This is a genomic window from Shewanella sp. GutDb-MelDb (genome assembly GCF_002836075.1).
GTDB lineage: Bacteria > Pseudomonadota > Gammaproteobacteria > Enterobacterales > Shewanellaceae > Shewanella.
This window is the reverse complement of record NZ_PJBM01000234.1, coordinates 23,892-46,718: the sequence shown is the minus strand read 5'-3', so window position 1 is coordinate 46,718 and position 22,827 is coordinate 23,892. Positions and strand designations below refer to the sequence as shown.

Below are 22,827 nucleotides of genomic sequence, written 5' to 3'. Positions count from 1 at the left end.
TTTTATTATTCGACTTTTAAACTAAGGCTTTACAGCTCTAACGATTGGGTTTTGTAGGCTAATGAGGGTTTCGGTAGATTGGATTTCATCAATCGATTGAATGCGATTAATGAGTACATGCTGCAGGGCATCGATAGATTGGCACATCACTTTGACAAACACGCTGTAATTCCCCGTAGTGTAATACGCTTCAACCACTTCCTCTAGCGCATTTAACTTTGAAATCGCGGCAGGGTAATCACCCGCACTTTTCAAATTAATACCGATAAAACAACAGACATCATAGCCAAGTGCTTTAGGGTTAACCGTAATTTGTGCTCCTGTGATAATTCCGGCTTGTTTCATTTTTTCGACGCGAACATGGATGGTGCCAGCACTCACACCAAAGCGTTTGGCAAGCTCAGCAAAGGGGGTTCGCGCTTCTTTCATCAGTGCAGAAAGGATCTGGTTGTCGAGTGAATCTCTTTGAAATGAGGTTTCCATAATAAATACGCATATTTTTTAAAGTGAATTAAAACAATTTACGTATTTTTATATTGATAATCTAGTCTTTTCAGTATTTCCCTAAGGATTTACTGTTCTGCTTCCGCCGACATAAAAGGTGTTTCACAGCTAAATGTCATTGGCTCTTTCGAGTATGGATGAGTAATGGTTAGCGATTGGGCATGCAGTAATAAGCGTGGTGCTAAACGTTTTGCTAAAGGGTCCGCGTAGAAGTTATCACCCAAAATCGGATGACCTAGCGCCATCATATGCACTCGTAGCTGATGAGAGCGACCGGTGATGGGGGTGAGCTTTACCAGTGTTGAGCGCTTGGCACGGCTGATAACCTCATAATGAGTTTGTGATGCCTTGCCAATTTGATGATCAACCTTTTGCTTAGGTCGATTAGGCCAGTCGCAAATCAAAGGTAGGTTAACAGTGCCAGTGTCGGCTTTTACATGACCTGCAACGCGCGCATAGTAAGTTTTTGCGGTTTCTCTGTCTCTAAACTGTCGCTTTAATTCAGATTCAGCGCTGCGCAGCAGCGCTACCACAATGACGCCTGAGGTGGCCATATCAAGTCGATGCACTATCTTAGCGTCTGGATATTCGGCGAGTACACGGCTATAGGTACTATCATGATGTTCAGCCGCGCGACCAGGCACCGACAATAAGCCTGAAGGCTTGTTGAGCACCATAATATCTTTGTCTTGGTGCAAAATGTCGAGCCAAGGCGATGTGGGCGGAGCATATACGAAATCAGTCATGGTAGAACCTTTTTAAAAATGCGCCGCAAAGATACCTCTTTGGCTGTTCTCCATGCAAGCAGATTCACCCTGAAATATCATAAAGGGGTCATAATACGCAGATATGTAGGGCATGGCTGTGCTTGAGGGGCGTTAACGTAACAGTACCGATTGACGCCAAAGGAGGAAGGCTTAAGAGAACCCATGACCGTTGACGTGCATGATGCAAAAAGTCCATACCACGAAGGCAAGTGAACAATGCACGAGTGCATAGAAAGATTGATCGAGTCGGCCCATACTTCTGGCATCCCATATAAGTATCAGGTGCAATAATATGACCAGTGGAAATAGGGCTAATAGTGGATAAAGGCTATAGGTACTGGCATCACCAAATACTAAGCGACTTAATAGTGCCCATACAACCATGGCCCCGGTAATAATCGGAGGTGCAGCAACGCGGTAGTGTTCAGGGTATGGAAACATAAATTGCTATCAATCCTTTAGCAGTGCTTACAGAGGTTTTTGCGCGATTATCTGCGCTTTATAACTTGCGTTGGTTAATTCACCAAGCAGACCCTCAGAGTAATGTAGGCAGCGCCAGTTAGCAAATAAAGCTTTCAATTCACCGGTTTTTAATAAGAAATTTGGATTGCGTGGTCTACCGATGGTGGCTTGTTGGGTGGTAAATGTTTCGTAGATAATGAGGCCTCCAGGCTTTATAGCATCCATTATCTGTGAGAAGAGTGGCCGGTGTAAGTAGTTAAAGGCCACGATTACATCATAAGTGTTAGCAGGCAGAGTGTGCGCGTCGTCAGCTTCTAGATCCCATTGCAATAACTCGACTTCTGCAGTGTTATCACTCAGCTGAAGCCTGTTTAAATCGCGATCTAAATAGGTAACGTGGCAACCTTGCTGCGCAAACCAGTTGCCATTTCGACCGGTGCCACAGGCTAAGTCAAGCACATGGCTACTGGCGGCGACAAAGTCTTTTAGTTCAGTAAACTGGCTAATTAGCGGTGCGGCATTAGCCTTTAACTTCTTTTTTTCCATCAATTCTGCGTCCGTGTACGATTGAAAAGTGTCTGAGGCTTGCGGGCCCGTGGGAGACAATAACCGACAATAACACAACCGTGATCAGCAGTTCAGGTTTATAAGTGGCAAAAGGGATGAATAGGCAGAGCAGTCCTAGTTTAACAACTGTGAGTACACCTTTTAATTGAATGAGCCAGCGCCAGTCACGAACGACTTCCCACAACATCATTGCGGCCCCCGTGCTCATGGCCATAATCCAGTAAACGAGCCATTGATCTTGGGGGACGTGCATCAAAATGCCACCGCCCGCACCCGTGACCCCTAAAATATGGATGGCACGTAATGTGGTTTTGGAAAAACGTTGGACCAAAAATTGTTTTTCTGAGAGTGCTTTTCTAGCCATAATAAATTGCGTGCTCCTTTCTATTTAGGCAAAGCTTATCAGTAATTGCCCTAAAGATAAGCTGAGATTGATCACAGCTTGATTATCGCGATCAATCACAAGCTGATCTTATAGCAATTGCTATTTCTAAATGGCTTGGATATCAGTTTTAAGGCATAACATTGAACATAATAAATGTGAACTAACGAGCAATACTGCCGAATGTATAGTGATAACGTACTGCTACTTGCTTAAATCTCTACGGATAGCTAACAATTCATTGCTACATCAATCCTAAAGGTTTAACACTGGCGCAGTCCTCTGCCTGCGGTTAAACATGATTAAGCGGGTAAGCGAGCTGTCAGGAGCTCGCTTTTATTTATCTGCCTTTTAAAACACATTTAAGGGCTCGCGCGACAAAGTTCCCAATATCACATAAACTTACTCTCCATATTATCTACTTATTTTGGATAAGGTTCTGCAATGAAAATCGGTTTTTTTAGCGCTAAGCATTACGATATGCAGCATTTTGACCGCACCAATAGTGCATTCGGTGCTGATATAGAATATTTTGATTACCGCTTGTGCATGCAAACGGTAAAGTTGGCCGCAGGCTTTGAAGTGATCTGTGCTTTTGTTAATGACTCTCTTTGCGAAGAGGTTTTGGTGGAGCTGGCAAAAGGTGGCACTAAAATTATTGCGATGCGTTGCGCTGGCTTCAACAATGTTGGATTGGAAGCAGCAGAGCGTTTAGGTATGAAAGTGGTCAACGTTCCTGCGTATTCGCCGGAATCAGTCGCCGAGCATACCGTTGCCTTGATGCTGACTTTGAATCGCAAAATTCATAAAGCTTACCAACGTACCCGTGATGCCAACTTCTCACTAGAGGGCTTGGTGGGTTTTAATATGCATGGTCGCACCGTTGGTGTGATTGGTACGGGTAAAATAGGTCTTGCGACGATTAAAGTCCTGCAGGGTTTTGGCTGTAAGGTGATTGCACATGACCCCTACCCGAGCCAGGCAGTGATCGACTTAGGCGTTGAGTATGTCACGCTTGATGAGATGTACCCTATCTGTGATGTGATTAGCCTTCATTGCCCATTGATGGAAGACAACCATCACTTATTGAGTGAAAAAAGCTTTGCTAAAATGAAGCCCGGAGTGATGGTGATAAACACCAGTCGTGGTGGGCTACTCAACGCGCTAGATGCGATGGAAGCCCTTAAAACGGGTCAATTGGGGTCATTAGGACTTGATGTCTACGAGAACGAAAAAGAGTTGTTTTTCGAAGATAAATCGAGCGAAATTATTCAAGATGATGTGTTTAGACGTTTATCGGCTTGCCACAATGTTATCTTTACAGGGCATCAGGCTTTCTTAACGGAAGAAGCGCTAGGGGCTATTGCTGCTACTACGCTAACCAATGTTAAGCAATTATTAGCGGGTGAGAAGTGCCCTAACGAACTGTTTTAATAGCGAGTCCGTTAAACAAATAGCAGAATTCTCTTTTGTGTTAGTAGCACATAAGTCGATTCTGCTTTTTTGTGGCTAAAAATAGTGAGTTGTTTTAGGCTAGAGGCTGAAATTGCCCAATAGAAAGACATAATAGAACAGAGTTTGCTTTCACGTAGCAAATTAGCTTCTATGACTGAATCTAAGGAATAAAGCCGATGATCATCACTCAAGAAACCCATGATATTTCGACTGCTACAGGCACTATGCGAACTTATCTATATCGCCCTGATTGCGAAGGTCAGTTTGCAACGATTATCTTCTACTCTGAAATATTTCAACAAACAGCGCCAATAGCGCGTGCTGCAGCCATACTCGCTGGACATGGCTTTGTAGTGCTGGTACCAGAAGTGTTTCATGAACTAAACTCGATTGGTACTGTGCTGGCCTACGATGAAGCTGGTAAAGATAAAGGCAATGCCGATAAATTTGCTAAGCCGTTAGAGCAACACGATAGTGACACAGAAGCCTTAGTTGATTTTGCTCGAAGCTTGAGTTTTTGCAGCAGCCAGGTTGGTAGTATGGGAGTTTGTCTTGGCGGGCACTTAGCTTATCGCGCTGCGCTTAATCCTGATATTCTTGGCGCTTTCTGTTTATATCCAACCGATATTCATTCCAATACATTACCCAGCCAAAAAGGTAACGACTCACTATCGCGTACTGCAGATATTGCGGCAGAATTAGTGATGGTTTTTGGTAAGCAAGATCCGCATGTATCGAGTGAAGGGCGTAAGCTTCTTTACGCTAAGCTTGAGGCGACTGAACGCAACTTTAGTTGGATAGAGGTCAATGCACAGCATGCCTTTATGCGTGATGAAGGGGAGCGATATGATCCTGCGATTGCATTGGAAATGTACCTTAAAGCCGTGGCATTTTTTCAGCGGACGTTGAAATAGTTTTCTAAGTTCAGCTTTACTCGTAAAAAGGGCGATGATTGATCGCCCTTTTTATTTGCGACGCCTTTGGGGCGCTTATCGCTAAGATTAGCTTTGTTGGTAAGCGGCTAGCTCTTCTAGGCTCACTCGGGTAATAAACGCATTATCCAAGTAAAAGTCGACATGCTCATTTTGCTTGATCCCGGACATCACTTGTTGACTGCCATCTTCATATAACAAGGTCATCAACAGGGTGTTTTCATCTTTGGCTTCTAGTGCTGCGCTAGTGAGTTTTATTTCAGGTAGGGGCGCTGTGGTCAAATCGCTATTTAAATGTTGATTGACCTTAAAAATGGCTTCTACTGGCATATCCACAACCGCTGGCGAGCGACCTGTTACTGGGTTGGTGCCAGTCCAGAACTCCACGCTATTAATAATAAATAGATCTGCAGTTGCCGCAATACCGTACAGAGGGCTCATTAACACAAATAGACCTGCACGACCGTAGCGGTTATCAACGGCACTTAAGTTGCCTTTAGTGACCATCTGACTTAAGCCCATTTGTCCCATGCAACCACTAAGTTGGCTGGTCAGTATTGCGGTTAATGCAAGCGCGGATATTTTCTTTTTCATTTATAAATTCAAGTGATTTAAGCGGGATGCAGATTGTATGTATTAGTTAAAAATGAAATGAGAACCTTGTCACGTTTCAATGTTCGTCATTTATCATCATTGTTGCGTGTGTTATCTATTTTGGTGGGGTGATAACGGCATTGGGGCAACGCTTGATTACTTGTTAAGTTGTGATTAATTGGTGGTACTCATGTTGTGGTTGTTATTGCGTATGCGCTGGTGGCACTGTCAGCGGAACATAACGGTTATTACAGGGCATTCTATTGCCGTTCAGTTTCACGCATAATAGCGGCCTTATTAATGGAGAGCGCATGTCTGATTACCAAGTATTACACCAAACCGAAGATGAGTATGGCCCACTTATTGTTTTAGATGATAAAGAGTCGAGAATTTTGGCCTTTGGTGAAAACGACGAGCAAAGTAAATTACTTAAAGCTGCGCCACATATTCCGCAACATACTTACGTGCAAGCCATGTTATTAGTATTGCTGTATAGCCAACCTAAAAGTGCCATTGTACTCGGACTCGGTGGTGGGGGACTTATCCATGCATTACGCCATTTTGATGCAGGGATTAAGCTGACCGCTGTTGAGCTCAGGGCTGATGTGATTGACTTAGCTAAACGCTATTTTCAGTTACCGTTAAGCAAAAAGCTGAAAGTGATTAATCAAGATGCGACTCAGTTTTTAGCGCTTGGCGATCACAAACGGGTTGATATCATTTTCACTGATATTTATAGCGCTGAAGGTGTTGATGTGGCACAGGTATCTGAATCATTTATCGCCCAATGTGCAGCGTTGATAAAAGCCGATGGTTACCTAGTGTTGAATTGTTGGAAGGAACATAGCAAGAATCGGGAATTACTGGCTTATCTTGAACTGCATTTTGTTGAGGTAAGAGCCTGTCTTACAGGCAGTGCTAACTGGGTTGTTATTGCAGGGAAAACCAGACGTGACATCAGCTCGAGCGCATTAAAACATCACGCACAAGCATTATCGAACCAATTGGATTTCCCATTGGCCCGTTCGCTTACCCGCTTTGATTTATGGAAGTAAGCTGTTTATACCCAACGGACCTGGATTTATCCACTTTCGAACGTAGCTACAGATCTATTTAAGGGTGAGCGAAGCGCCAGTGAGGTTCGACTTTCAATTGATGGTCCTGTACGTGCTCAGTTAACGACTTTTGATTCGCGATTGCTTGGATGTCGAGATATACGTGTTGCATATAGTGTTGGTGGCTGGCTTCGGTTAACCAATAAGTGATCACTACAAACGGGTTACCCTTTGAGCTTGAACGTAATAGCATGCCGCCAAGCATGCCCGTCACCGCTGCCATTGCCGGATTCCACAAGTTGATTTGCTGCTGGATAAAGTCGGTAACCTTGTCTGCTGTGACATTGCACTGGGTAATACCAATAAACTGCGCACTCTTCATTAACTCTGCTGCCAATGCCTGATCGGGTGCAGTTAGTGATGTTGGCGAAGGGGTAGCGGACCCGCGAGTTGCCAAGAGTGCGCTGTGATGGCCGGGAATGTCTAAAACCTGCTGCAAGTAATCAACCTCAAGACTGTTATAGCTATCTTGTTGATTGGCGTCCTCAGCGATAGCGTCATGAGATAGCTGCATAAAATGTTCAACGGATTCTTTGCGCTCCCATAAAGCCAAGATAATAGCGCTGTCGTCTTGCCATCCACCAATCTGAGCAATAAAACCATCTGACTCAGCAGTACGTTGCCAGCAACGCTGCCCTTCACTAAAGGTTGATTTCAACGCAGGCTTAACGTGGCAGTTAATGTATTTAACGATCATTGGTAAACCTTTCTTGTTTATCTCGCTGAGGTTAATCCCCCGGTTGAGTGACAAAGCCCCGTCAATCGTTATCGGCGGCTATTGCCATATAAAAACACCTAGTGCATAAGGTGCATCGATCGCCATCGAAAATAGCATAGAACGATTGCCTTTACATTCGAGCTCGGCGCTTATACTTCTATTCGGTAAAACAGATTAAGATAATAGGTTTTATCCATTATCTTAATTTTCGTCACTCCGCTATTATTCTCACATCGAAAACGAACTGGCTTACAGAGACTCATCATCACTCATCTCAGTTTGTTGAATTAAATAGAAATATCCCATTTATTTTTAAATTATTAGACCGGAGCTTTACATGACTCAATCAATTATCAACTCAACTATTAAGCCATTCTCTGCAACTGCTTTCCATAAAGGTGATTTTCACTCAGTGACAGAGCAAGACCTATTAGGCAAGTGGTCAGTTGTTTTCTTCTACCCTGCAGATTTCACTTTTGTTTGTCCAACTGAATTAGGCGACATGGCTGACCATTACGAGAAGCTGCAAGCGATGGGCGTTGAAGTTTACTCAGTGTCGACTGATACACACTTCACTCATAAAGCATGGCATTCAAGTTCTGACACTATCAATAAAATCCAGTACCCAATGATTGGTGACCCAACTGGCGCAATTACACGTAATTTTGGTGTGATGATTGAAGAAGATGGCCTAGCACTTCGTGGCACTTTCGTTATCAACCCAGAAGGTGAAATCAAAGTTGCTGAAGTACATGACCTAGGTATTGGTCGTAGTGCAGTTGAACTAGTACGTAAAATCCAAGCTGCTCAGTATGTTGCAACTCACGACGGTGAAGTTTGTCCAGCAGCATGGCAGCCAGGTGAAGCAACACTAGCACCGTCGATTGACCTTGTTGGTAAGATCTAACTAGCAGTATTAACGTGAAAATCTAGATAACGGCCTGTTTATCAGTATTGATATTCAAGCTTGTTATCTAGAACATCAGTAGACATTAGGTAAGTTGGTCAGCTTTGGCTCCCCTGAAACCTGAGCTGACCCCTTTTTACACATCAAACCCGTTATCTTTTTATTTTCAACATCATCTTTTATTTTTAGGTCGAAATCTATCTGCCCAAGCGACAGAGCATTTCGTCGATGTGTCACGCTTTCAGAATTAGGAATCATCATGTTAGATGCAAATGTAAAGAATCAACTGAATACCTACCTGCAGAACCTCAAACACCCAGTTGAGCTTGTTGTGTCTGCTGATGACAGTGCTAAGGCGCAGGAACTTAAATCGCTTGCCGCCGATATTGATAGCTTGTCACCGCTGATCTCAGTCGTTGAGAAGGTCGGCGAACGTACTCCTTCTATGTCAGTCATTAATCCGCAACTCGCCAGTCAAATTACTTTCGCAGGCTTACCAATGGGGCATGAATTTACATCCTTAGTATTAGCCTTGTTACACAGTGGTGGTCACCCAATCAAGCTTGAGCAAGATGTGATTGAGCAAATTCGTCAGTTACCGGGTGAATATCACTTCGAGACTTACGTGTCGCTGAGTTGCCAAACTTGTCCTGAAGTGGTGCAAGCGCTAAATATGATGGCGGCGATTAACCCTAAAATAACTAACGTGATGATAGATGGTTCGTTATTCCAAGACGAAGTGAACGAACGCAACGTTATGGCAGTGCCTTCGGTGTACTTAAATGGCGATCAGTTCTCAATGGGTGCCATTAGTACCGTTGAAATTCTCAATAAACTAGATGTTAATGCAGCAGGTAGAAAAGCTGAGCAACTTAATGAAAAAGAGCCATTCGAAGTCCTAATCGTTGGCGGTGGGCCCGCTGGAGCATCGGCTGCCATTTACGCTGCGCGTAAAGGCTTACGTACCGGTATTGTTGCTGATAAATTTGGTGGCCAAGTCGCTGAAACTGTCGGTATTGAAAACTTTATCTCAGTAAAAGCGACTGAAGGGCCAAAGCTGGTGGCGAATCTTGAAGCTCACGTGCATGAATATGATGTTGATATTATGGATAACCAACGTGCATTAAGCCTCAAGTCTGGTGAATTATTTGAGCTGACGCTTGAAAGTGGTGCGGTGCTACGCAGCAAAACAATATTATTAGCAACAGGTGCCCGCTGGCGTGAAATGAATGTGCCTGGCGAGCAAGAGTACCGTGGCAGCGGCGTTGCTTATTGCCCACATTGTGATGGTCCACTGTTTAAAGGTAAACGTGTGGCGGTTATTGGTGGTGGTAATTCTGGTATCGAAGCTGCGATTGATTTAGCCAATATTGTTGAGCACGTGACAGTATTAGAGTTTGATAACACACTGCGCGCCGACGATGTACTGCAGCGTAAAGCAAACTCAATGGGCAACATTAAAATAATCACTCAAGCAATGACAACGGAAGTGACTGGTAATGGCAAGAAAGTGAACGGCTTGAACTACACCAATAGAGCGACGGGAGAGACTCATCATGTCGAACTGGATGGCATATTTGTTCAAATCGGCTTAGTGCCTAACTCTGAGTGGCTTAAAGAAACCATCGACATGACGGCGCGTGGTGAAATCCTTGTTGATGCTAAAGGAGAAACCTCTCTTGCAGGTGTATTTGCAGCGGGTGATGTGACAAACTCCGCTTATAAGCAGATCATTATCGCGATGGGCAGTGGGGCAACAGCGTCATTAGGGGCATTTGATTACCTTATTCGCCACGATGTCGATGAATCTATCGCGGCATAATTGCTGACAAAATAAGTATAAAGCCAGTATTTACTGGCTTTTTTTATTGAGAAATTCAACTAACATAGAGGCTATAAGTGCCTCATCGGTGGAGAATTGCCCTGAATAGCAATCAATATAAACATCAGCTTAAAATCGAAACTCAAAATATTCTTCAACAAGGTATTTTTTGGGCGATGTATATGACGTTGTTTTTAGCGGTAGTGGTCATACTAAACATTTATTTTTTCGCTCATGATCTCTACAACATCAAAGATATCTTGCCTGAGTTAGCGCCCGTTACGGTATTAGTAGTCGTTTTTTTTGTGATGAAATTATTGGCTTGGAATGACGTGACGAGTCAACAGAGTTATACCTTCCTGATATTGTTAGTGGTGGCTTGGTGTTATTTGCTCTATGGCTTAGTGCAACTGTCCAGTAGGCCACTGCCGGGTATTGAGTTGCTCGCCGATATTCTTGCGTTGGTATTTGTATTTGCGCTGCTTCCCAATCGCAAAGTGATGTTACTGGCGGTTTTACCCTTCTTGCTGTTTTCCTGTTTTTATCGATTGAATGAGTATCCTGACGCGCCGGTATTTCCACTTATCAAGTTTGTCTGTGTACTGGCTATTATCATGTCAGGGCAAAAGATCATTTCTGGATGGTTCGTTAAGGCGGTCATTCAAGATTTCGAAAAGCAAAAGTTACTAAAACAATTTAAACGGTTAGCGCTTATTGATGGCCTGACGAATATCAGTAATCGTCGTCACTTTGATGAAATATTGGCGCAAGAGCTCCGTGCATCTGAACGCAATAACCATGCATTATCGATTATTTTACTCGATATTGATTTCTTTAAACGCCTAAATGACACATTGGGACACCAAGCGGGCGACGACCAATTAGTTAAAGTCGCTGAGATTATCAGCGCGGCGGTTAGCCGCCCTCGAGATCTCGTTGCACGCTATGGTGGTGAGGAGTTTGTTATCGCCTTGCCCAATACTGATCTGCTTGGTGCTACCCGCGTGGCAGAAAAGGTCAAAAGCTTGCTAGCAGAAGCCGAACTAATCCACCCCTGTTCTGATGTCTCAGAATGGGTCACATTATCGCAAGGTATTGCTCAGTGGGAGCAAGGGATGAGTAAAGACAATCTTGTTAAAATGGCTGATCGCATGTTGTATCGCGCTAAATCAGCCGGTAGAAATACGGTTTGTAGCGATGAGCAGAACACTAAGCATTAGCGCTCTTTATTAGTACTAGGCTTTAGTGCTAATGATATGCCCTGTATTTCCAACAGGGGCTGGTGCCGTTTGTGGCAAAGCAGACTCAATCAATTTAAGCGCAATATCGCCCTCAATTTTTTGCTGCTCTTTTGACATCTGTGCAACTTTTAAACCTACGCTGCCATGACTCATATTCGGCTCAAGGTTTGGGGTTGATAATGAAATACTCATAGTGGACTCGTGATATAGGGATTTAATGTTATATCGGCGCTACACACTATCGCTTAAGTGTTTCCTTGTTACAGTATGTAACGCCGAATCCCGTACTACTTAGCCGAACTTGCTTTGTTTTTTTTCTCAATCGCTTTGCGGGTAAAAGTGATGATAAAGGTGATAACAATAGAGCTTAAGATAAGCCCAATCGCCAATACCACATTCTGTAAAGCCGTAGGATCAATTGCCAACATTCCTCCTAGACCCACCATCATAATGCCGGACATTAATTTTAGGGTCTGTCCCTCTTTTTCAGTGAGCTTACGCTTTCCTAAAGAGACACTAAAAGCGATGACGATAATGGCCAGTGGGATCACATAAACAATGTTGTAAAACGCAAGGTACATATAGCGTTCCATTGCCGGAAGATCGTGCATTGAAAGCACACTGGTATAGATCATTGGAAAGCCAGCTGTGCACAGTAATTCATAAGCGTTAGCAAGAATAGACAGCACTACGGTACCGGCAATCATTGCGGTCATGCTGCTAGCACTGGTGAGTTTACCCATGCGCTTGATAAGGCCAGTTCTATTTTCGGCTGACATCGATAAGGTGACTTCTCCTTTAGTAAAGAAGTAGTCCTTTATATTCACCGCTCCGGCAACAAGGGCGAGCATACCCGCACCTAGAATAATCCAGCCACCGTCGCTTCCCGCGCCGAGGAGTTGGAATATATTGAGCCATGCGCTCATGAAAATGAAATAGATAAAACCGGAAAAGAAGACAAAAATCCCACCCACAATCAGCATTCGAGTGCGACTCTTTGCATTTACCATGATAGATAAAAGAAACAGTAATACGAAGAATGCGCATGGATTAAATGCATCAACGCCCGCGAGTACCACCGTTAGCAGCGGTAATGACATCTGTTCAGGGTGAACGACTCCGATAAGGGGTAACTCAACTGGCTGCACATCTGATGTGCTAATTTCGCTAGTGCTATCAATCCCTAAATCACAAGTGCCAGCGCTGGCAGATTCACTGCAGGTTTCAAAGAAAGCCCCAGAGCTGGCTGGTGTGTCAGCCGCATGTGTACTGGCGGTTTCTGCTGTGAGTTTCCCCCCAAGTGAAATGTAATATGATTTTAAACGATCAACTAAAAATTCTCCGGTTACGGCTTGGCTGCTATAACCGATGACGGCTTTTTTTCCACTGGCAAAGTAAGGGACTGAGCGAGCTTCTGTGCCGGTTTGTTTAGCAATTTCTTGCCAAATCGTCATCGTCTCTGGATCTGAAATCATATGATCTTCAAGTTCAATCCAGGGATAACGTTCAGGCAAACTATCAATAAAGGGATGTGCTTCTTTACAGTGTGGACAGGTTTGTGACCAGAAAAAATACAGCTTAACTTTTAGCTCTCCTGCATCATTAGTGTAATGCCAAACGGTGGGTTGTTCTGTTGCCGAGGCAGCAAAGGTGGGGAGTGCGAAGCTCGAAAATAGCAGTGTCACTAAGAGTAAAATATATTTGGCCATAGGAACTCCAAATGGGCAGAAGAAGCGTGATTGAATCGATTGGTATTAGATACTTTACTGAATTGAGGCCTAATTGATAAATTAATGTGTCAAATATGTGGGCGAATTCTCGAATAAATCACTTTTGGGAACAACCACCGATTTTTAATAATATTTTGAAACTTTTAACTTATTTTATAATCAGTTACTTCAGCTTGGAATAAATAAGAGGCTTATGATTGATTGTTTTAGTGTTAATAACACGTTTTGGTAGATCGGGCGGTAGCTATTGCTTTCGTCGAAGGGCTAATCATCAAGCTTGTTGACTCGATGATGATTTAACCCCTGTTCAGCTAGCTTTATCGAATATTTTGGCTTATTGAGAGTTAGGAGTGACTCCACTGAACTTTGCTACCTGAGGGGTGGTGTCATTGACTTGTGTGTCACACCAGATAATGGCAACAGAACGCTCGGGTTGGTTGCTGGCGGTTAAAATACGGCTAATAATCGGCGCTGGATAAGCAGCATTATTCAAGTAAGTTCTAATCCGATCAATCCTTCTACTCGCTAGCCATTTATTGTAATTTTTGACGTCTTCGTTATGTTGCACTTTGTTCAATTTAAACTCTAGCAACAGATAACCCGATAGCGACTGATAGTGAGCCATTATGTCGTCAAGTTGAACGCTATATTCAGTGCTGAAGTAAGAGCTGTTTTTCGCATAGGGGATATCGGCAATATGTGTTTTTTCGCCGCATTGTGCCATCACATTGACTGCAGTTAAATTGGCGATGATAAAGCCAATTATGACTATAAACTTCATTTTTTAGCATTCCTTTGTAAAATATAAGTCTTTAAAAATCAGTTTTAGCAGAATGTTCCTTGATTTTATGCAGAGGAATTTATGTTATTGCGGCATTGATTGCAATGATCTTTTACGCTTTAGTTACGACTAAAGTATGGTAAGGATCTTGTTTAGGTAAAGCGTCATAAAATGGTCGCCCAGCAATACTCGCCTGCTTTGATGAATGCCCCATTTTATGACAACAAATTGACTGTATTCTAGCCAGATGAATTATTTTAATACTTGTTGATTCACGGTTAATTTAACATCAATATTATTGCGGATAGCATTCGAATAAGGGCAAACCTGGTGAGCGATACGCACCAATTCTATCGCCGACTCTTGTTCAAGGTCGAGTTCAATCGTCAGTGCAGCAGTCAGTGCAAATCCGCCAGACTCATTAGCACCAATCCCTATGGTTGCACTAACGGGTGCAGCATTGATGACTATTTTTTGCTCTCGTGCAACGTGTAATATGGCGTTGGAGAAACATGCCGCATAACCGGCTGCAAAAAGCTGTTCTGGATTAGTCGCATTGCCCGCACCGCCCATCTCTTTTGGGTAGCTAAGATTGACATTAAGTAGGCCATCTTCTGTTTTAGCGACACCGTTACGTCCAGCGGTTGCGTTTGCAGTTGTTTGATAAATAGTTTTCATGGTAAATCCTTAAGTATTTAGGTTGTGCACAATTCAATTGCTAGCAAGTTTATATCGATTTTTATGTTTAACGCAAGTATATTGTGCGCAATTAAGTTTTAAAGGATTCAAATAAATGTCAATTGAGCAAACACGCGATCCGCTATGCCTTGATAATCAAGTGTGTTTTTCGCTGTATAGTGCAACAAATGCGATGGTGAGGGCTTACCGACCTTTACTGGAAAAGTTAGATCTTACCTATCCACAATATTTAGTCATGATGGTGCTATGGGAAAATGATGGCATCAGTGTGAAGGAACTGGGCAACGCGCTGCACTTAGACTCAGGTACGCTAACACCGCTGCTTAAGCGCTTGGAAGTCAAAGGTATGGTGCTTAGAGGACGCAGTGAACTCGACGAAAGAGTGCGAGTGCTGCATATCACTGATGCGGCGAGAACGCTAAAACTTGCAGCTGAAAAGGTGCCAGAGCAGATGATGTGCCAGTTAAAAACTTCGGTTGAAAAGTTGAGCCAGTTAAAATCACTTTGTGATGATATCTACACCGAACTTAGCCATTCAAAGGGGTAAAGGGGGTTAGCTGTGCCGTTTGAGATGAATGGTAATGCGGTTAATAGTTGTGACTGCCGGCAATTCAGATAATACTCAAGGAAGCGAGAATGTTAGTTGCGACTTAAGTTCGATGCCAAGTAGGTTAGGTTTTACATAAGGAGGTGAAATGTCAGCAGTTGATCTAGTTATTGTTGGTGGTGGTATTAATGGTGCAGGCATTGCTCAGTGTGCGGCTGCAGCGGGATACAGTGTCACGTTATTGGAAAAGGGCGTGATTGCCGGTCAAACCTCTGCTAACTCCAGCAAACTTATTCATGGTGGCTTACGTTATTTAGAGACTGGCCAGCTAGCTTTAGTGAGGCAATCTCTTGCAGAGCGTCGGGCACTGTTAAAACTCGCGCCCTCTTTAGTCAATCCTATTCCGTTTTACATTCCTGTTTATGAAGATAGTCGCAGAAGCTCTATAGCGATAAGAGCGGGGCTAAGCTTATATTCGATGCTGAGCAATTTTGATTCTCTAGGCCAATTTAAGTCTATTCCGTCAGTGCATTGGGCAAAAATAAAGGGGCTTAAACTTGACGGGCTTAAAGCGCTTTACCAGTATTGGGACGCGCAAACAGACGATAAACGACTCACCGAATCTGTGGTGAAAAATGCGCGTAGTATGGGCGCATATGTACTTGAACATGCTAAATGTATCCAAATAGAGCACCAGAAAAGACATTGTGTTGTGCGTTATGAATGCCAAGGGCAACAACATGAAGTCGAAGCGCTTGCGGTGGTGAATGCCGCTGGGCCTTGGGTTAATGATGTACTTAATTGTGTGACGCCTGTCGTGTCACCAGTACCTATCGAATGGGTGCAAGGTAGCCATTTATTACTGGATATAGCGGCAAACGATGGCATCTTATATCTTGAGTCTTGTTTCGATAAACGGGTTGTTTTTGTGATGCCATGGAATGGCAAAACACTGATTGGCACCACCGAAGTCGTGCTTGATGAAATGACGGGACGACCAACGCCCACTGAATCCGAAGTGGATTATTTACTGGGTATTTATGGCCATTATTTTCCATCTATGGGGGATGTCGACAGTCTGAAATCTCGTATTTTGGAAACCTTCTGTGGAGTGCGAGTGCTGCCAAAGCAGCAAGGAAATGCGTTTGATCGCCCCCGTGACACTTTGCAGCAAACCAGCTCATCGCATCCGCATCTGCTCACACTCTATGGTGGCAAACTGACGACTTATCGAACCACCGCTGTCGAAGTGCTTGGATGGCTTGAGTCGCATATTGGCAGCCGTAATGCATTGGCAGACTTCAATCAATTGCAACTGGATTAAGCCCATTAAGCTTTGTCGCTAAAACTAATTTAGCTTTGTGCTGGGCGCTTCATTAAACTGTCATCTTTATGTCATATTCTTTGGCCGTTTTCACTTTGGAAGTTGACCATGCTACAGATATTTATTCGATTTTTTTCTCTTGGTTTAATCTCGTTTGGCGGGCCAGCGGCTCATATAGGCTATTTTAGACAGACATTTGTGCAGGAGCTGCAATGGCTTGATGATAAGCACTATGCCAGTCTGGTGGCGCTAAGCCAGTTTATGCCTGGCCCAGGTTCGAGCCAGGTTGGTTTTGCTATTGGTTATCATAGAGGCGGCTTATTAGGCGGCCTTGCTGCTTTTTTAGGTTTCACGCTGCCGTCGTTTATTTTACTTTTCTTATTAGCGGTAACCAGCAGTCAATGGCTGGACTATTCAATGGATCAAGGCGTGATACATGGCCTTAAGTTGTTGGCCGTGGTGGTGGTGGCTGATGCCATCTTGATTATGTTTAAGCAATTTTGCCAACGTAAACAAGCGAAGTTATTGATGGTATTTAGTTGCGTGGTGATTTTACTGCAACCTGCAATGCTGATTCAATTTTCACTATTGGTAATCGCTGCCATTATTGGCCGCTATTACCTCTCAGCGACTGACGACAGCGATACACATCCTCCAGTACAAGCACCTGTGCAGCTGAATTTCTTTTGGTTGAGTCTTTTCGCGGGTTTGCTGATCGCATCTTTAGTGGCAATAGGCCTATCTACGCAAGCAGGAATTAGCAATCTTACCGAGTTATTCAGTCAGTTTTATCAAGTGGGTAGCATGGTGTTTGGTGGCGGGCATGTGGTCTTGCCTTTACTGCAATCGAGTATTGGTGACACCATCAATAACGATCAGTTTCTAACGGGTTATGCCTTGGCACAAGCAGTCCCTGGACCTATGTTTGCGTTGGCGGCCTTTCTCGGTGCTGAAATTTGGGTGTCGCAACCGTTAGTTGGTGCACTCGTGGCGACTTTAGCGATTTTCCTACCTGGATTTTTGTTGATGTTAGTCGCGCTTAAAAGCTGGCATGCGATTAGTAGTCGACCTAAGATAACGGGGGCTATCGCCGGAGTTAATGCGTGTGTGGTGGGGTTCTTGTTAGCGGCCCTCTATAACCCAATCTTTAGCAGTGCTGTACTGTCGCCATTGGATATGGCACTGGTGATATTAGGTTTTGGTCTGTTTAAAATATTCAAGCCCAACATCTTTATTCTGGTGGCGGGTTTTGCAATTTCTGGTGGCTTAATTTCTGCGGTCATCACTTAACGTTAAATGATAACGTAAGCGTTCATCGTGCTACTAAAAAGCCGCAGATATTCTCTGCGGCTTTTTGATATCAGTAATCGCTCAGTGGCGATATCAGCCCCTAGGCTGATTCGACTACCATCACCTTTTCAACTTTTACAGCGCACACTTTTAATTCTGGGATCTTGGCAACGGGATCTAAGGCATTAATAGTGAGTTTATTGGCTGCGGACTCTGCAAAATGAAATGGCAAGAAGATAACACCGGCTTGCGCACGTTTAGTCACAAACGCATCTATCTCAATCTCACCACGCCGGGTCGACAACTTAAGTCTGTCGCCGTTGTGTATTTGCAGTTGCTCTGCGTCAAATACCGAGATCATCACTCTGGGCTTGCCAAGCTCATTAAGCCCCGGGGTTTTACGGGTGAGTGTGCCGGTATGGAACTGCTCGAGTAAGCGCCCTGTAGACAGTATCAGTGGGTATTCAGCGCACGGCATTTCAGCCGGGAGTCTATATTGCACTGGGCGCATCTGGCCTTTGCCATGGGTAAACTGCTTGTTATGCAGTATTGGCGTTCCTGGGTGACCTTCAGCTGGGCAAGGCCACTGCAATCCTTGGCGACCATTGGCCGTTTCACTGTCGATCATTTTCCAAGTAATACCACGATACTGCGGCGTGACTTCGGTTATCTCATGCCAGATCTGTCTTTCTGTTTGATAATGCCAGTCTTCACCCATTTGTTTGGCAATAAGTTGAATTATCTCCCAGTCGTTCTTGGCCTCTCCAGGAGGAGTCACCGCTGGGAGTAGCTGCTGCACTCGGCGTTCGGTATTGGTAAAGTGCCCTAGCTTTTCTGCAAACGCAGCGGCAGGCAATACCACATCAGCAAGCTCGGCAGTCTCGGTTAAGAAAATATCTTGTACTACGATGAACTCTGAGGCCTTTAAACCTGCAAGTACATGTTTTTGGTCTGGGTCACTCAGTACTGGGTTTTCACCCATGACATATAGGGCTTTGAGTGAACCATGGGTCAACCCCTGCATCATCTCGGTGGCCGACACTCCTATCTCTGATGGCAGATCGTCTTTGCCCCAAGCTTTTCTAAAGCGCATTTGGACTAACGGGTCATCCAGTTTTTGATAACCACTAAAGTAATTAGGCAACGCGCCCATATCGCAAGCGCCCTGTACATTACTTTGGCCACGCAGAGGGTTTATACCAGCGCCTTTCATCCCTATATTGCCGCAAAGTAACTGTAAGTTAGAGATTGCTGTGACATTGTCATGGCCAGAAGTATGTTGGGTAATCCCCATCGCATAATAAATAGCGGTTTTTTTAGCGGTGCCAATGAAACGAGCAATTTCAACGATATCTTCTGCTTTTACCCCGGTGATTATTGCAGTATTTTCAGGGCTATAGTCATCGCTCATCACTTCATCAAAAAGGTCGCTAAAGCCATCGACACGCTGTTGAATATAGTCTAAATCATGCCAATCATTCTTGATAATCTGCTGCATAATTGCATTCAACAGCATCACATCTGTGCCTGGCTTTTGCGCAACATAAAGCTGGGCTTTATCAGCGATTGAGACTCTTTTAGGGTCGGCAACGATTAAGCGTGCACCATGATCCTTTATTGCCAGCTTAATATGTGAAGCAATAATGGGATGAGCACTTTCAGTGTCGGATCCAATGATAAATATTAGATCCGAATCTTTAATGCTGGGAATGTCATTGGTCATGGCACCGCTGCCTATGCTTTCGCGGAGCGCCGTAACTGTTGATGCATGGCAAAGTCGAGCACAGTGATCGATATTGTTGTTACCAATAACGCTGCGAAACAGTTTCTGGAATAGAAAATTGTCTTCGTTGGTGGCCTTGGCCGATGACAAACCCGCTATTGATTTTGCCCCATACACGGCTTTAATTTTGCTAAATTGATTACCAATATGCGTAATCGCTTCTTGCCAGCTGGCTGGTGTTAGCACGCCATTTTTACGAATAAGTGGCGTTGTTAGGCGCTTGTCACTGTTGACAAAGTCAAAACCAAAACGGCCCTTAACGCAAAGCATACCAGCGTTGACGGGGGAGTTTTTATCGCCATTGATGTGGCGAATTTGATTCTTTTGTTTATCGACATGCATCTCAACACGGCAACCAATACCACAATAGGTACAAATAGTTGAGACCGTTTCCAATGGTTGCTTAAGCTCAGCGGTTAATCCCTGCGTCTTATCGCGAGAATCGACCAGAGCACCCGTTGGGCAAACTTGCACACAGTTACCACATTGTACGCAATCACTGTCATTCATGGTGGCGCTAAAGCCCACTCTCGGAGCATTGCGCTGGGCTGTGTCCGTAGAAAAGGGGAGTGCGTGGTAATGGTCTTTTTCAAAACAGATAGCATTGTGACCACTGGCTCCTTTACAGGTTTCAACACAGGCGCCGCAGCTAATACAGCGGTTGGCATCGAAAGTGATAAAGGGTGCGCTGGTATCGACACTAAAATGCTGGGCATTTTGACTATCGAGCTCTACTGCCTTGACCTTGTATTCGGTGGCGTAATCTCGCAGTTTACAGTCGGTGTTGACCTGACAAGCACACTCAAGACAACGAGCCGCCTCTTTCATCGCTTCATCGGGAGCAAAACCGAGTTCTACTTCGCTGAAATTAAGCGCGCGTTGTAGCTTTGCAAGCTCTGGCATTTTACTGCGTAATTGCTGCTCTGTATCGGGGTAAAGCGCATCGGTGCCAAGCGTGGCTAATTGGCTCGTTTTGGCGGCTTTGCTGGAGTTAAATAGCTGTTTATCAAGCTCACAAGTCAGCCCTTGTGTCAGCAGTTTTTCAATGGCATCGGCAGCTTTTCTGCCATCGGCAACAGCAGCAACGGCAGTGGCGGGTCCTGTTCGAGAATCCCCAATGACAAACAGTTTATCGAGTCCTGCGGAAAGCCCAGCAGACATCGTATGTTCACAGCCTTCAAATGTATTCCATCGAGTCAGCGCCACTTCACCGGTCGCTAATTTGCTGTCTGGATGATTTAAAAAGCTCATGTCTGGTGTTTGCGAAACCGCAGGGATCACGGTATCAAAGGCTTCAACAAAGGTGTCACCTGTGGGTTTTGGCGACCGACGACCCGAAGCATCGGCATCACCGAGTGCCATTATTTCGAATGTGACCTGACTAACTCGGCCAGCATCATCGCTATGGTTTTCAATTGGATTGGTTAAGAAATGAAACTTAATGCCTTCTTGCTCAGCTTCATGAATTTCATAAGGCTCTGCTGGCATCTCATCGCGAGTACGACGATAGATTAAGGTCACATCTGCGCCATCACGTTTTGCCGTGCGAGCGCAATCGATGGCGGTATTACCGCCGCCAATAACGGCCACTTTCTGGCCTGTTTTATAGGCCTTCTCAGTGCAATAATCTTTAAGGTAGTCAACGCCTAAATAACACCCATCGAGTTCGATACCGGAATAGTTCATTGGCACGGCTTTTTGAGCACCAATTGCCAGACAAACGGCATCAAAATCGGCCAGTAAACCGTTTAAATGAATATCTCGACCCAAGCGAACATTAGTCTGAATATCCAGACCATTTTTGCATAACAGATCAATCTCTTTATCCAGAATGGCTTTAGGTAAACGATACTCTGGAATGCCGTATCTTAACCAACCTCCAGCTTGCGGCATGGACTCGAATACCGTGACATCATGGCCATTATTCGACAAGTAATAACCTGCTGATATTCCCGCTGGGCCACTGCCTATAATGGCGACTTTTTTGTCGGTGGCCGGCTTTTTAGGGGGCACGTAAGGGGCATCACCTTCAATGTCCAGATCCGCTGCGTGACGTTTTAGCTGTCGAATAGCCACGGGTTCGTCAACCAGACCACGTCGACATTCTGTTTCGCAAAAAGCGGGGCAGACACGACCAATCGACAAAGGAAGTGGCAGCGTTTGCTTAATCACTTTAACCGCTTCGCGGTGGTCGCCTTGTGCTATGTGGTGCAGGTAAGATTGTACATCGACCCCCGCAGGACAAGCGGTTTGGCATGGTGCTTCGCAGTCGGCAAAGTGGTCAGATAATATGGTGTGTAACGCGGCTTTACGCTGTTTACTGAGTGCGGCTGATTGAGTGATAACGTCAATATATTGTGAGTCAATATCAGCGACTTTGGTTTCACAGGCGCGAACGGTGTTGAGCTTGCCATCTGCATTTTTAAGTTCAACATGGCAGAGATTACAGTGCTGCTTAGTGTTGGTGACCAGTGAGCTTGCAGGGCTTTTACACAAATTGGGGATCGCGATATTAGCGTTAAGCGCTACATCGAGTAGGGTATCTTGTTGATTGGCAGTAAGGGTTATGCCATCAATACGTATTTGTTTCATCGCAAGGGCCTTTTAGTTATTGAGGTTCACAGCTTTCGACATTTTATTGAGACGCTAAGCCTCGATTGTCAAAGTGCGCGCTCTGAGTATGGACTCGACGATACTTGATGCTTTTGAGTATACCCTCGCACTTTTTTTACGCAGAAATTGGCGCTTATTTTTCTGCTGTATTTGCTAGTGAATTCACAAAGGCTGATGGAAATGTGCACTAACCTGTGGGTGTAGGTTTGTAAGTGTGAGCTAGGTAGGGTTTGTGTTTGACTTGGCTGCTTATGCGGCCTTACGGCCGAGGTAAGTCTTGGCGCTTCGCCCACCCCCGAACCAAGGGACAAAGCGCTTGCGCCCCTTGGTAATCCCTCAGCGCCCCGGCGAAATTTAAAAAGCAAAATTTCCAACGGGGAAAATTGGTGTTATTTGTTAGTAAAGAGGTAGGTTTCTAGAGTTGGGTTTTCAAATTTAAAAACTTAGATACCGAGAGTTTGCGCTTTTAGAAACCAGTGTAGATGCGGCCGTGACCGTCCATTACATGGATGTCATGGCCGAGCTTCCAAGGATGGACTTGTAGCGTGTCACGGAAGTATCTGCGCATACGCCGACCGCTGGTCATTGGAACCG

Annotated in this window: 21 protein-coding genes; 9 read left to right on the top strand and 12 right to left on the bottom strand. The window is 44.5% G+C overall.

All coding sequences use genetic code 11. The features are described 5' to 3' along the window. Positions 1–21: 21 nt before the first annotated feature. The 5 genes from asnC to CXF82_RS14505 form a co-directional block, all read right to left on the bottom strand. The gene (asnC, locus tag CXF82_RS14525) at positions 22–483 is read right to left on the bottom strand and encodes a transcriptional regulator AsnC (RefSeq protein ID WP_101091594.1); all 462 of its coding nucleotides are present in this window, start codon (positions 481–483) and stop codon (positions 22–24) included. 89 nt (positions 484–572) lie between these two features. Then, positions 573–1,250: a bifunctional tRNA pseudouridine(32) synthase/23S rRNA pseudouridine(746) synthase RluA gene (gene rluA / locus CXF82_RS14520; protein ID WP_101091593.1), complete on the bottom strand. Its 678-nt coding sequence runs from the start codon at positions 1,248–1,250 to the stop codon at positions 573–575. 171 nt (positions 1,251–1,421) lie between these two features. Then, positions 1,422–1,712 (bottom strand): hypothetical protein, encoded by a 291-nt coding sequence (locus tag CXF82_RS14515; RefSeq protein WP_101091592.1) that lies wholly within the window; start codon positions 1,710–1,712, stop codon positions 1,422–1,424. Positions 1,713–1,739: 27 nt separating this feature from the next. Then, positions 1,740–2,279, bottom strand: coding sequence for a class I SAM-dependent methyltransferase (locus tag CXF82_RS14510; protein WP_101091591.1), 540 nt, complete (start codon positions 2,277–2,279; stop codon positions 1,740–1,742). Next, positions 2,254–2,664 carry a hypothetical protein gene (locus CXF82_RS14505; protein ID WP_101091590.1) on the bottom strand — a complete coding sequence of 137 codons (411 nt, stop codon included), beginning with the start codon at positions 2,662–2,664 and terminating at the stop codon, positions 2,254–2,256. The genes CXF82_RS14510 and CXF82_RS14505 overlap by 26 nt, the downstream gene beginning before the upstream one ends. Positions 2,665–3,126: 462 nt before the next feature. Here CXF82_RS14505 and CXF82_RS14500 point away from each other — a divergent pair, with 462 nt between their 5' ends. Both CXF82_RS14500 and CXF82_RS14495 read left to right on the top strand, forming a co-directional pair. Next, complete coding sequence (locus CXF82_RS14500; protein WP_102039307.1) at positions 3,127–4,116, top strand: 2-hydroxyacid dehydrogenase; 990 nt, start codon at positions 3,127–3,129, stop codon at positions 4,114–4,116. 197 nt (positions 4,117–4,313) lie between these two features. Further along, entirely contained in the window at positions 4,314–5,051 is a 738-nt protein-coding gene (locus CXF82_RS14495) for a dienelactone hydrolase family protein (protein ID WP_101091588.1), read from the top strand. A gap of 87 nt (positions 5,052–5,138) precedes the next feature. Here CXF82_RS14495 and CXF82_RS14490 read toward each other — a convergent pair whose 3' ends face one another. Further along, positions 5,139–5,663 (bottom strand): DUF3332 domain-containing protein, encoded by a 525-nt coding sequence (locus CXF82_RS14490; RefSeq protein WP_101091587.1) that lies wholly within the window; start codon positions 5,661–5,663, stop codon positions 5,139–5,141. Between the two features lie 311 nt (positions 5,664–5,974). Here CXF82_RS14490 and CXF82_RS14485 point away from each other — a divergent pair, with 311 nt between their 5' ends. Continuing rightward, positions 5,975–6,718 carry a spermidine synthase gene (locus CXF82_RS14485; protein WP_102044435.1) on the top strand — a complete coding sequence of 248 codons (744 nt, stop codon included), beginning with the start codon at positions 5,975–5,977 and terminating at the stop codon, positions 6,716–6,718. 58 nt (positions 6,719–6,776) lie between these two features. Here the strand turns inward: CXF82_RS14485 and CXF82_RS14480 are convergent, their stop codons facing one another. Then, the gene (locus tag CXF82_RS14480) at positions 6,777–7,475 is read right to left on the bottom strand and encodes a DUF4937 domain-containing protein (RefSeq protein ID WP_102039309.1); all 699 of its coding nucleotides are present in this window, start codon (positions 7,473–7,475) and stop codon (positions 6,777–6,779) included. A 358-nt stretch (positions 7,476–7,833) separates the two neighbouring features. Here CXF82_RS14480 and ahpC point away from each other — a divergent pair, with 358 nt between their 5' ends. The 3 genes from ahpC (at position 7,834) to CXF82_RS14460 (ending at position 11,445) form a co-directional block, all read left to right on the top strand. Beyond that, positions 7,834–8,403, top strand: coding sequence for an alkyl hydroperoxide reductase subunit C (ahpC, locus tag CXF82_RS14475; protein WP_101091584.1), 570 nt, complete (start codon positions 7,834–7,836; stop codon positions 8,401–8,403). Between the two features lie 259 nt (positions 8,404–8,662). Beyond that, the gene (gene ahpF, locus CXF82_RS14465; RefSeq protein WP_102039310.1) at positions 8,663–10,225 is read left to right on the top strand and encodes an alkyl hydroperoxide reductase subunit F; all 1,563 of its coding nucleotides are present in this window, start codon (positions 8,663–8,665) and stop codon (positions 10,223–10,225) included. 77 nt (positions 10,226–10,302) lie between these two features. After that, entirely contained in the window at positions 10,303–11,445 is a 1,143-nt protein-coding gene (locus CXF82_RS14460) for a GGDEF domain-containing protein (RefSeq protein ID WP_257982795.1), read from the top strand. Positions 11,446–11,460: 15 nt separating this feature from the next. On the opposite strand, the gene CXF82_RS14455 is transcribed toward CXF82_RS14460, so the two are convergent. The 4 genes from CXF82_RS14455 to CXF82_RS14440 form a co-directional block, all read right to left on the bottom strand. Beyond that, complete coding sequence (locus tag CXF82_RS14455; protein ID WP_101091581.1) at positions 11,461–11,658, bottom strand: cytoplasmic protein; 198 nt, start codon at positions 11,656–11,658, stop codon at positions 11,461–11,463. Positions 11,659–11,753: 95 nt separating this feature from the next. Then, the gene (locus CXF82_RS14450; protein ID WP_102044434.1) at positions 11,754–13,175 is read right to left on the bottom strand and encodes a cytochrome C biosynthesis protein; all 1,422 of its coding nucleotides are present in this window, start codon (positions 13,173–13,175) and stop codon (positions 11,754–11,756) included. Positions 13,176–13,530: 355 nt separating this feature from the next. Then, positions 13,531–13,977, bottom strand: coding sequence for a hypothetical protein (locus tag CXF82_RS14445; protein WP_101091579.1), 447 nt, complete (start codon positions 13,975–13,977; stop codon positions 13,531–13,533). Positions 13,978–14,229: 252 nt separating this feature from the next. Next, positions 14,230–14,655, bottom strand: a complete 426-nt coding sequence (locus tag CXF82_RS14440; protein WP_101091578.1) for an organic hydroperoxide reductase Ohr — start codon at positions 14,653–14,655, stop codon at positions 14,230–14,232. Between the two features lie 115 nt (positions 14,656–14,770). Here CXF82_RS14440 and CXF82_RS14435 point away from each other — a divergent pair, with 115 nt between their 5' ends. The 3 genes from CXF82_RS14435 to chrA all read left to right on the top strand — a co-directional run bounded on the left by CXF82_RS14435 (position 14,771) and on the right by chrA (position 17,837). Further along, positions 14,771–15,223, top strand: coding sequence for a transcriptional regulator OhrR (locus CXF82_RS14435; RefSeq protein WP_101091577.1), 453 nt, complete (start codon positions 14,771–14,773; stop codon positions 15,221–15,223). A gap of 148 nt (positions 15,224–15,371) precedes the next feature. Further along, on the top strand, positions 15,372–16,547 hold the full coding sequence (locus CXF82_RS14430) for a glycerol-3-phosphate dehydrogenase/oxidase (protein WP_102044433.1): 1,176 nt from the start codon (positions 15,372–15,374) through the stop codon (positions 16,545–16,547). Positions 16,548–16,655: 108 nt separating this feature from the next. Next, on the top strand, positions 16,656–17,837 hold the full coding sequence (gene chrA, locus CXF82_RS14425; protein ID WP_102044432.1) for a chromate efflux transporter: 1,182 nt from the start codon (positions 16,656–16,658) through the stop codon (positions 17,835–17,837). A 100-nt stretch (positions 17,838–17,937) separates the two neighbouring features. Here the strand turns inward: chrA and fdhF are convergent, their stop codons facing one another. Beyond that, the gene (gene fdhF / locus CXF82_RS14420; RefSeq protein ID WP_102044431.1) at positions 17,938–22,212 is read right to left on the bottom strand and encodes a formate dehydrogenase subunit alpha; all 4,275 of its coding nucleotides are present in this window, start codon (positions 22,210–22,212) and stop codon (positions 17,938–17,940) included. Between the last annotated feature and the right edge of the window lie 615 nt (positions 22,213–22,827).

Bases quoted from the DNA above. Each gene is read 5' to 3' on its own strand.
- asnC (WP_101091594.1), bottom strand. From the start codon at position 483: ATGGAAACCTCATTTCAAAGAGATTCACTCGACAACCAGATCCTTTCT.
- rluA (WP_101091593.1), bottom strand. From the start codon at position 1,250: ATGACTGATTTCGTATATGCTCCGCCCACATCGCCTTGGCTCGACATT.
- CXF82_RS14515 (WP_101091592.1), bottom strand. From the start codon at position 1,712: ATGTTTCCATACCCTGAACACTACCGCGTTGCTGCACCTCCGATTATT.
- CXF82_RS14510 (WP_101091591.1), bottom strand. From the start codon at position 2,279: ATGGAAAAAAAGAAGTTAAAGGCTAATGCCGCACCGCTAATTAGCCAG.
- CXF82_RS14505 (WP_101091590.1), bottom strand. From the start codon at position 2,664: ATGGCTAGAAAAGCACTCTCAGAAAAACAATTTTTGGTCCAACGTTTT.
- CXF82_RS14500 (WP_102039307.1), top strand. From the start codon at position 3,127: ATGAAAATCGGTTTTTTTAGCGCTAAGCATTACGATATGCAGCATTTT.
- CXF82_RS14495 (WP_101091588.1), top strand. From the start codon at position 4,314: ATGATCATCACTCAAGAAACCCATGATATTTCGACTGCTACAGGCACT.
- CXF82_RS14490 (WP_101091587.1), bottom strand. From the start codon at position 5,663: ATGAAAAAGAAAATATCCGCGCTTGCATTAACCGCAATACTGACCAGC.
- CXF82_RS14485 (WP_102044435.1), top strand. From the start codon at position 5,975: ATGTCTGATTACCAAGTATTACACCAAACCGAAGATGAGTATGGCCCA.
- CXF82_RS14480 (WP_102039309.1), bottom strand. From the start codon at position 7,475: ATGATCGTTAAATACATTAACTGCCACGTTAAGCCTGCGTTGAAATCA.
- ahpC (WP_101091584.1), top strand. From the start codon at position 7,834: ATGACTCAATCAATTATCAACTCAACTATTAAGCCATTCTCTGCAACT.
- ahpF (WP_102039310.1), top strand. From the start codon at position 8,663: ATGTTAGATGCAAATGTAAAGAATCAACTGAATACCTACCTGCAGAAC.
- CXF82_RS14455 (WP_101091581.1), bottom strand. From the start codon at position 11,658: ATGAGTATTTCATTATCAACCCCAAACCTTGAGCCGAATATGAGTCAT.
- CXF82_RS14450 (WP_102044434.1), bottom strand. From the start codon at position 13,175: ATGGCCAAATATATTTTACTCTTAGTGACACTGCTATTTTCGAGCTTC.
- CXF82_RS14445 (WP_101091579.1), bottom strand. From the start codon at position 13,977: ATGAAGTTTATAGTCATAATTGGCTTTATCATCGCCAATTTAACTGCA.
- CXF82_RS14440 (WP_101091578.1), bottom strand. From the start codon at position 14,655: ATGAAAACTATTTATCAAACAACTGCAAACGCAACCGCTGGACGTAAC.
- CXF82_RS14435 (WP_101091577.1), top strand. From the start codon at position 14,771: ATGTCAATTGAGCAAACACGCGATCCGCTATGCCTTGATAATCAAGTG.
- CXF82_RS14430 (WP_102044433.1), top strand. From the start codon at position 15,372: ATGTCAGCAGTTGATCTAGTTATTGTTGGTGGTGGTATTAATGGTGCA.
- chrA (WP_102044432.1), top strand. From the start codon at position 16,656: ATGCTACAGATATTTATTCGATTTTTTTCTCTTGGTTTAATCTCGTTT.
- fdhF (WP_102044431.1), bottom strand. From the start codon at position 22,212: ATGAAACAAATACGTATTGATGGCATAACCCTTACTGCCAATCAACAA.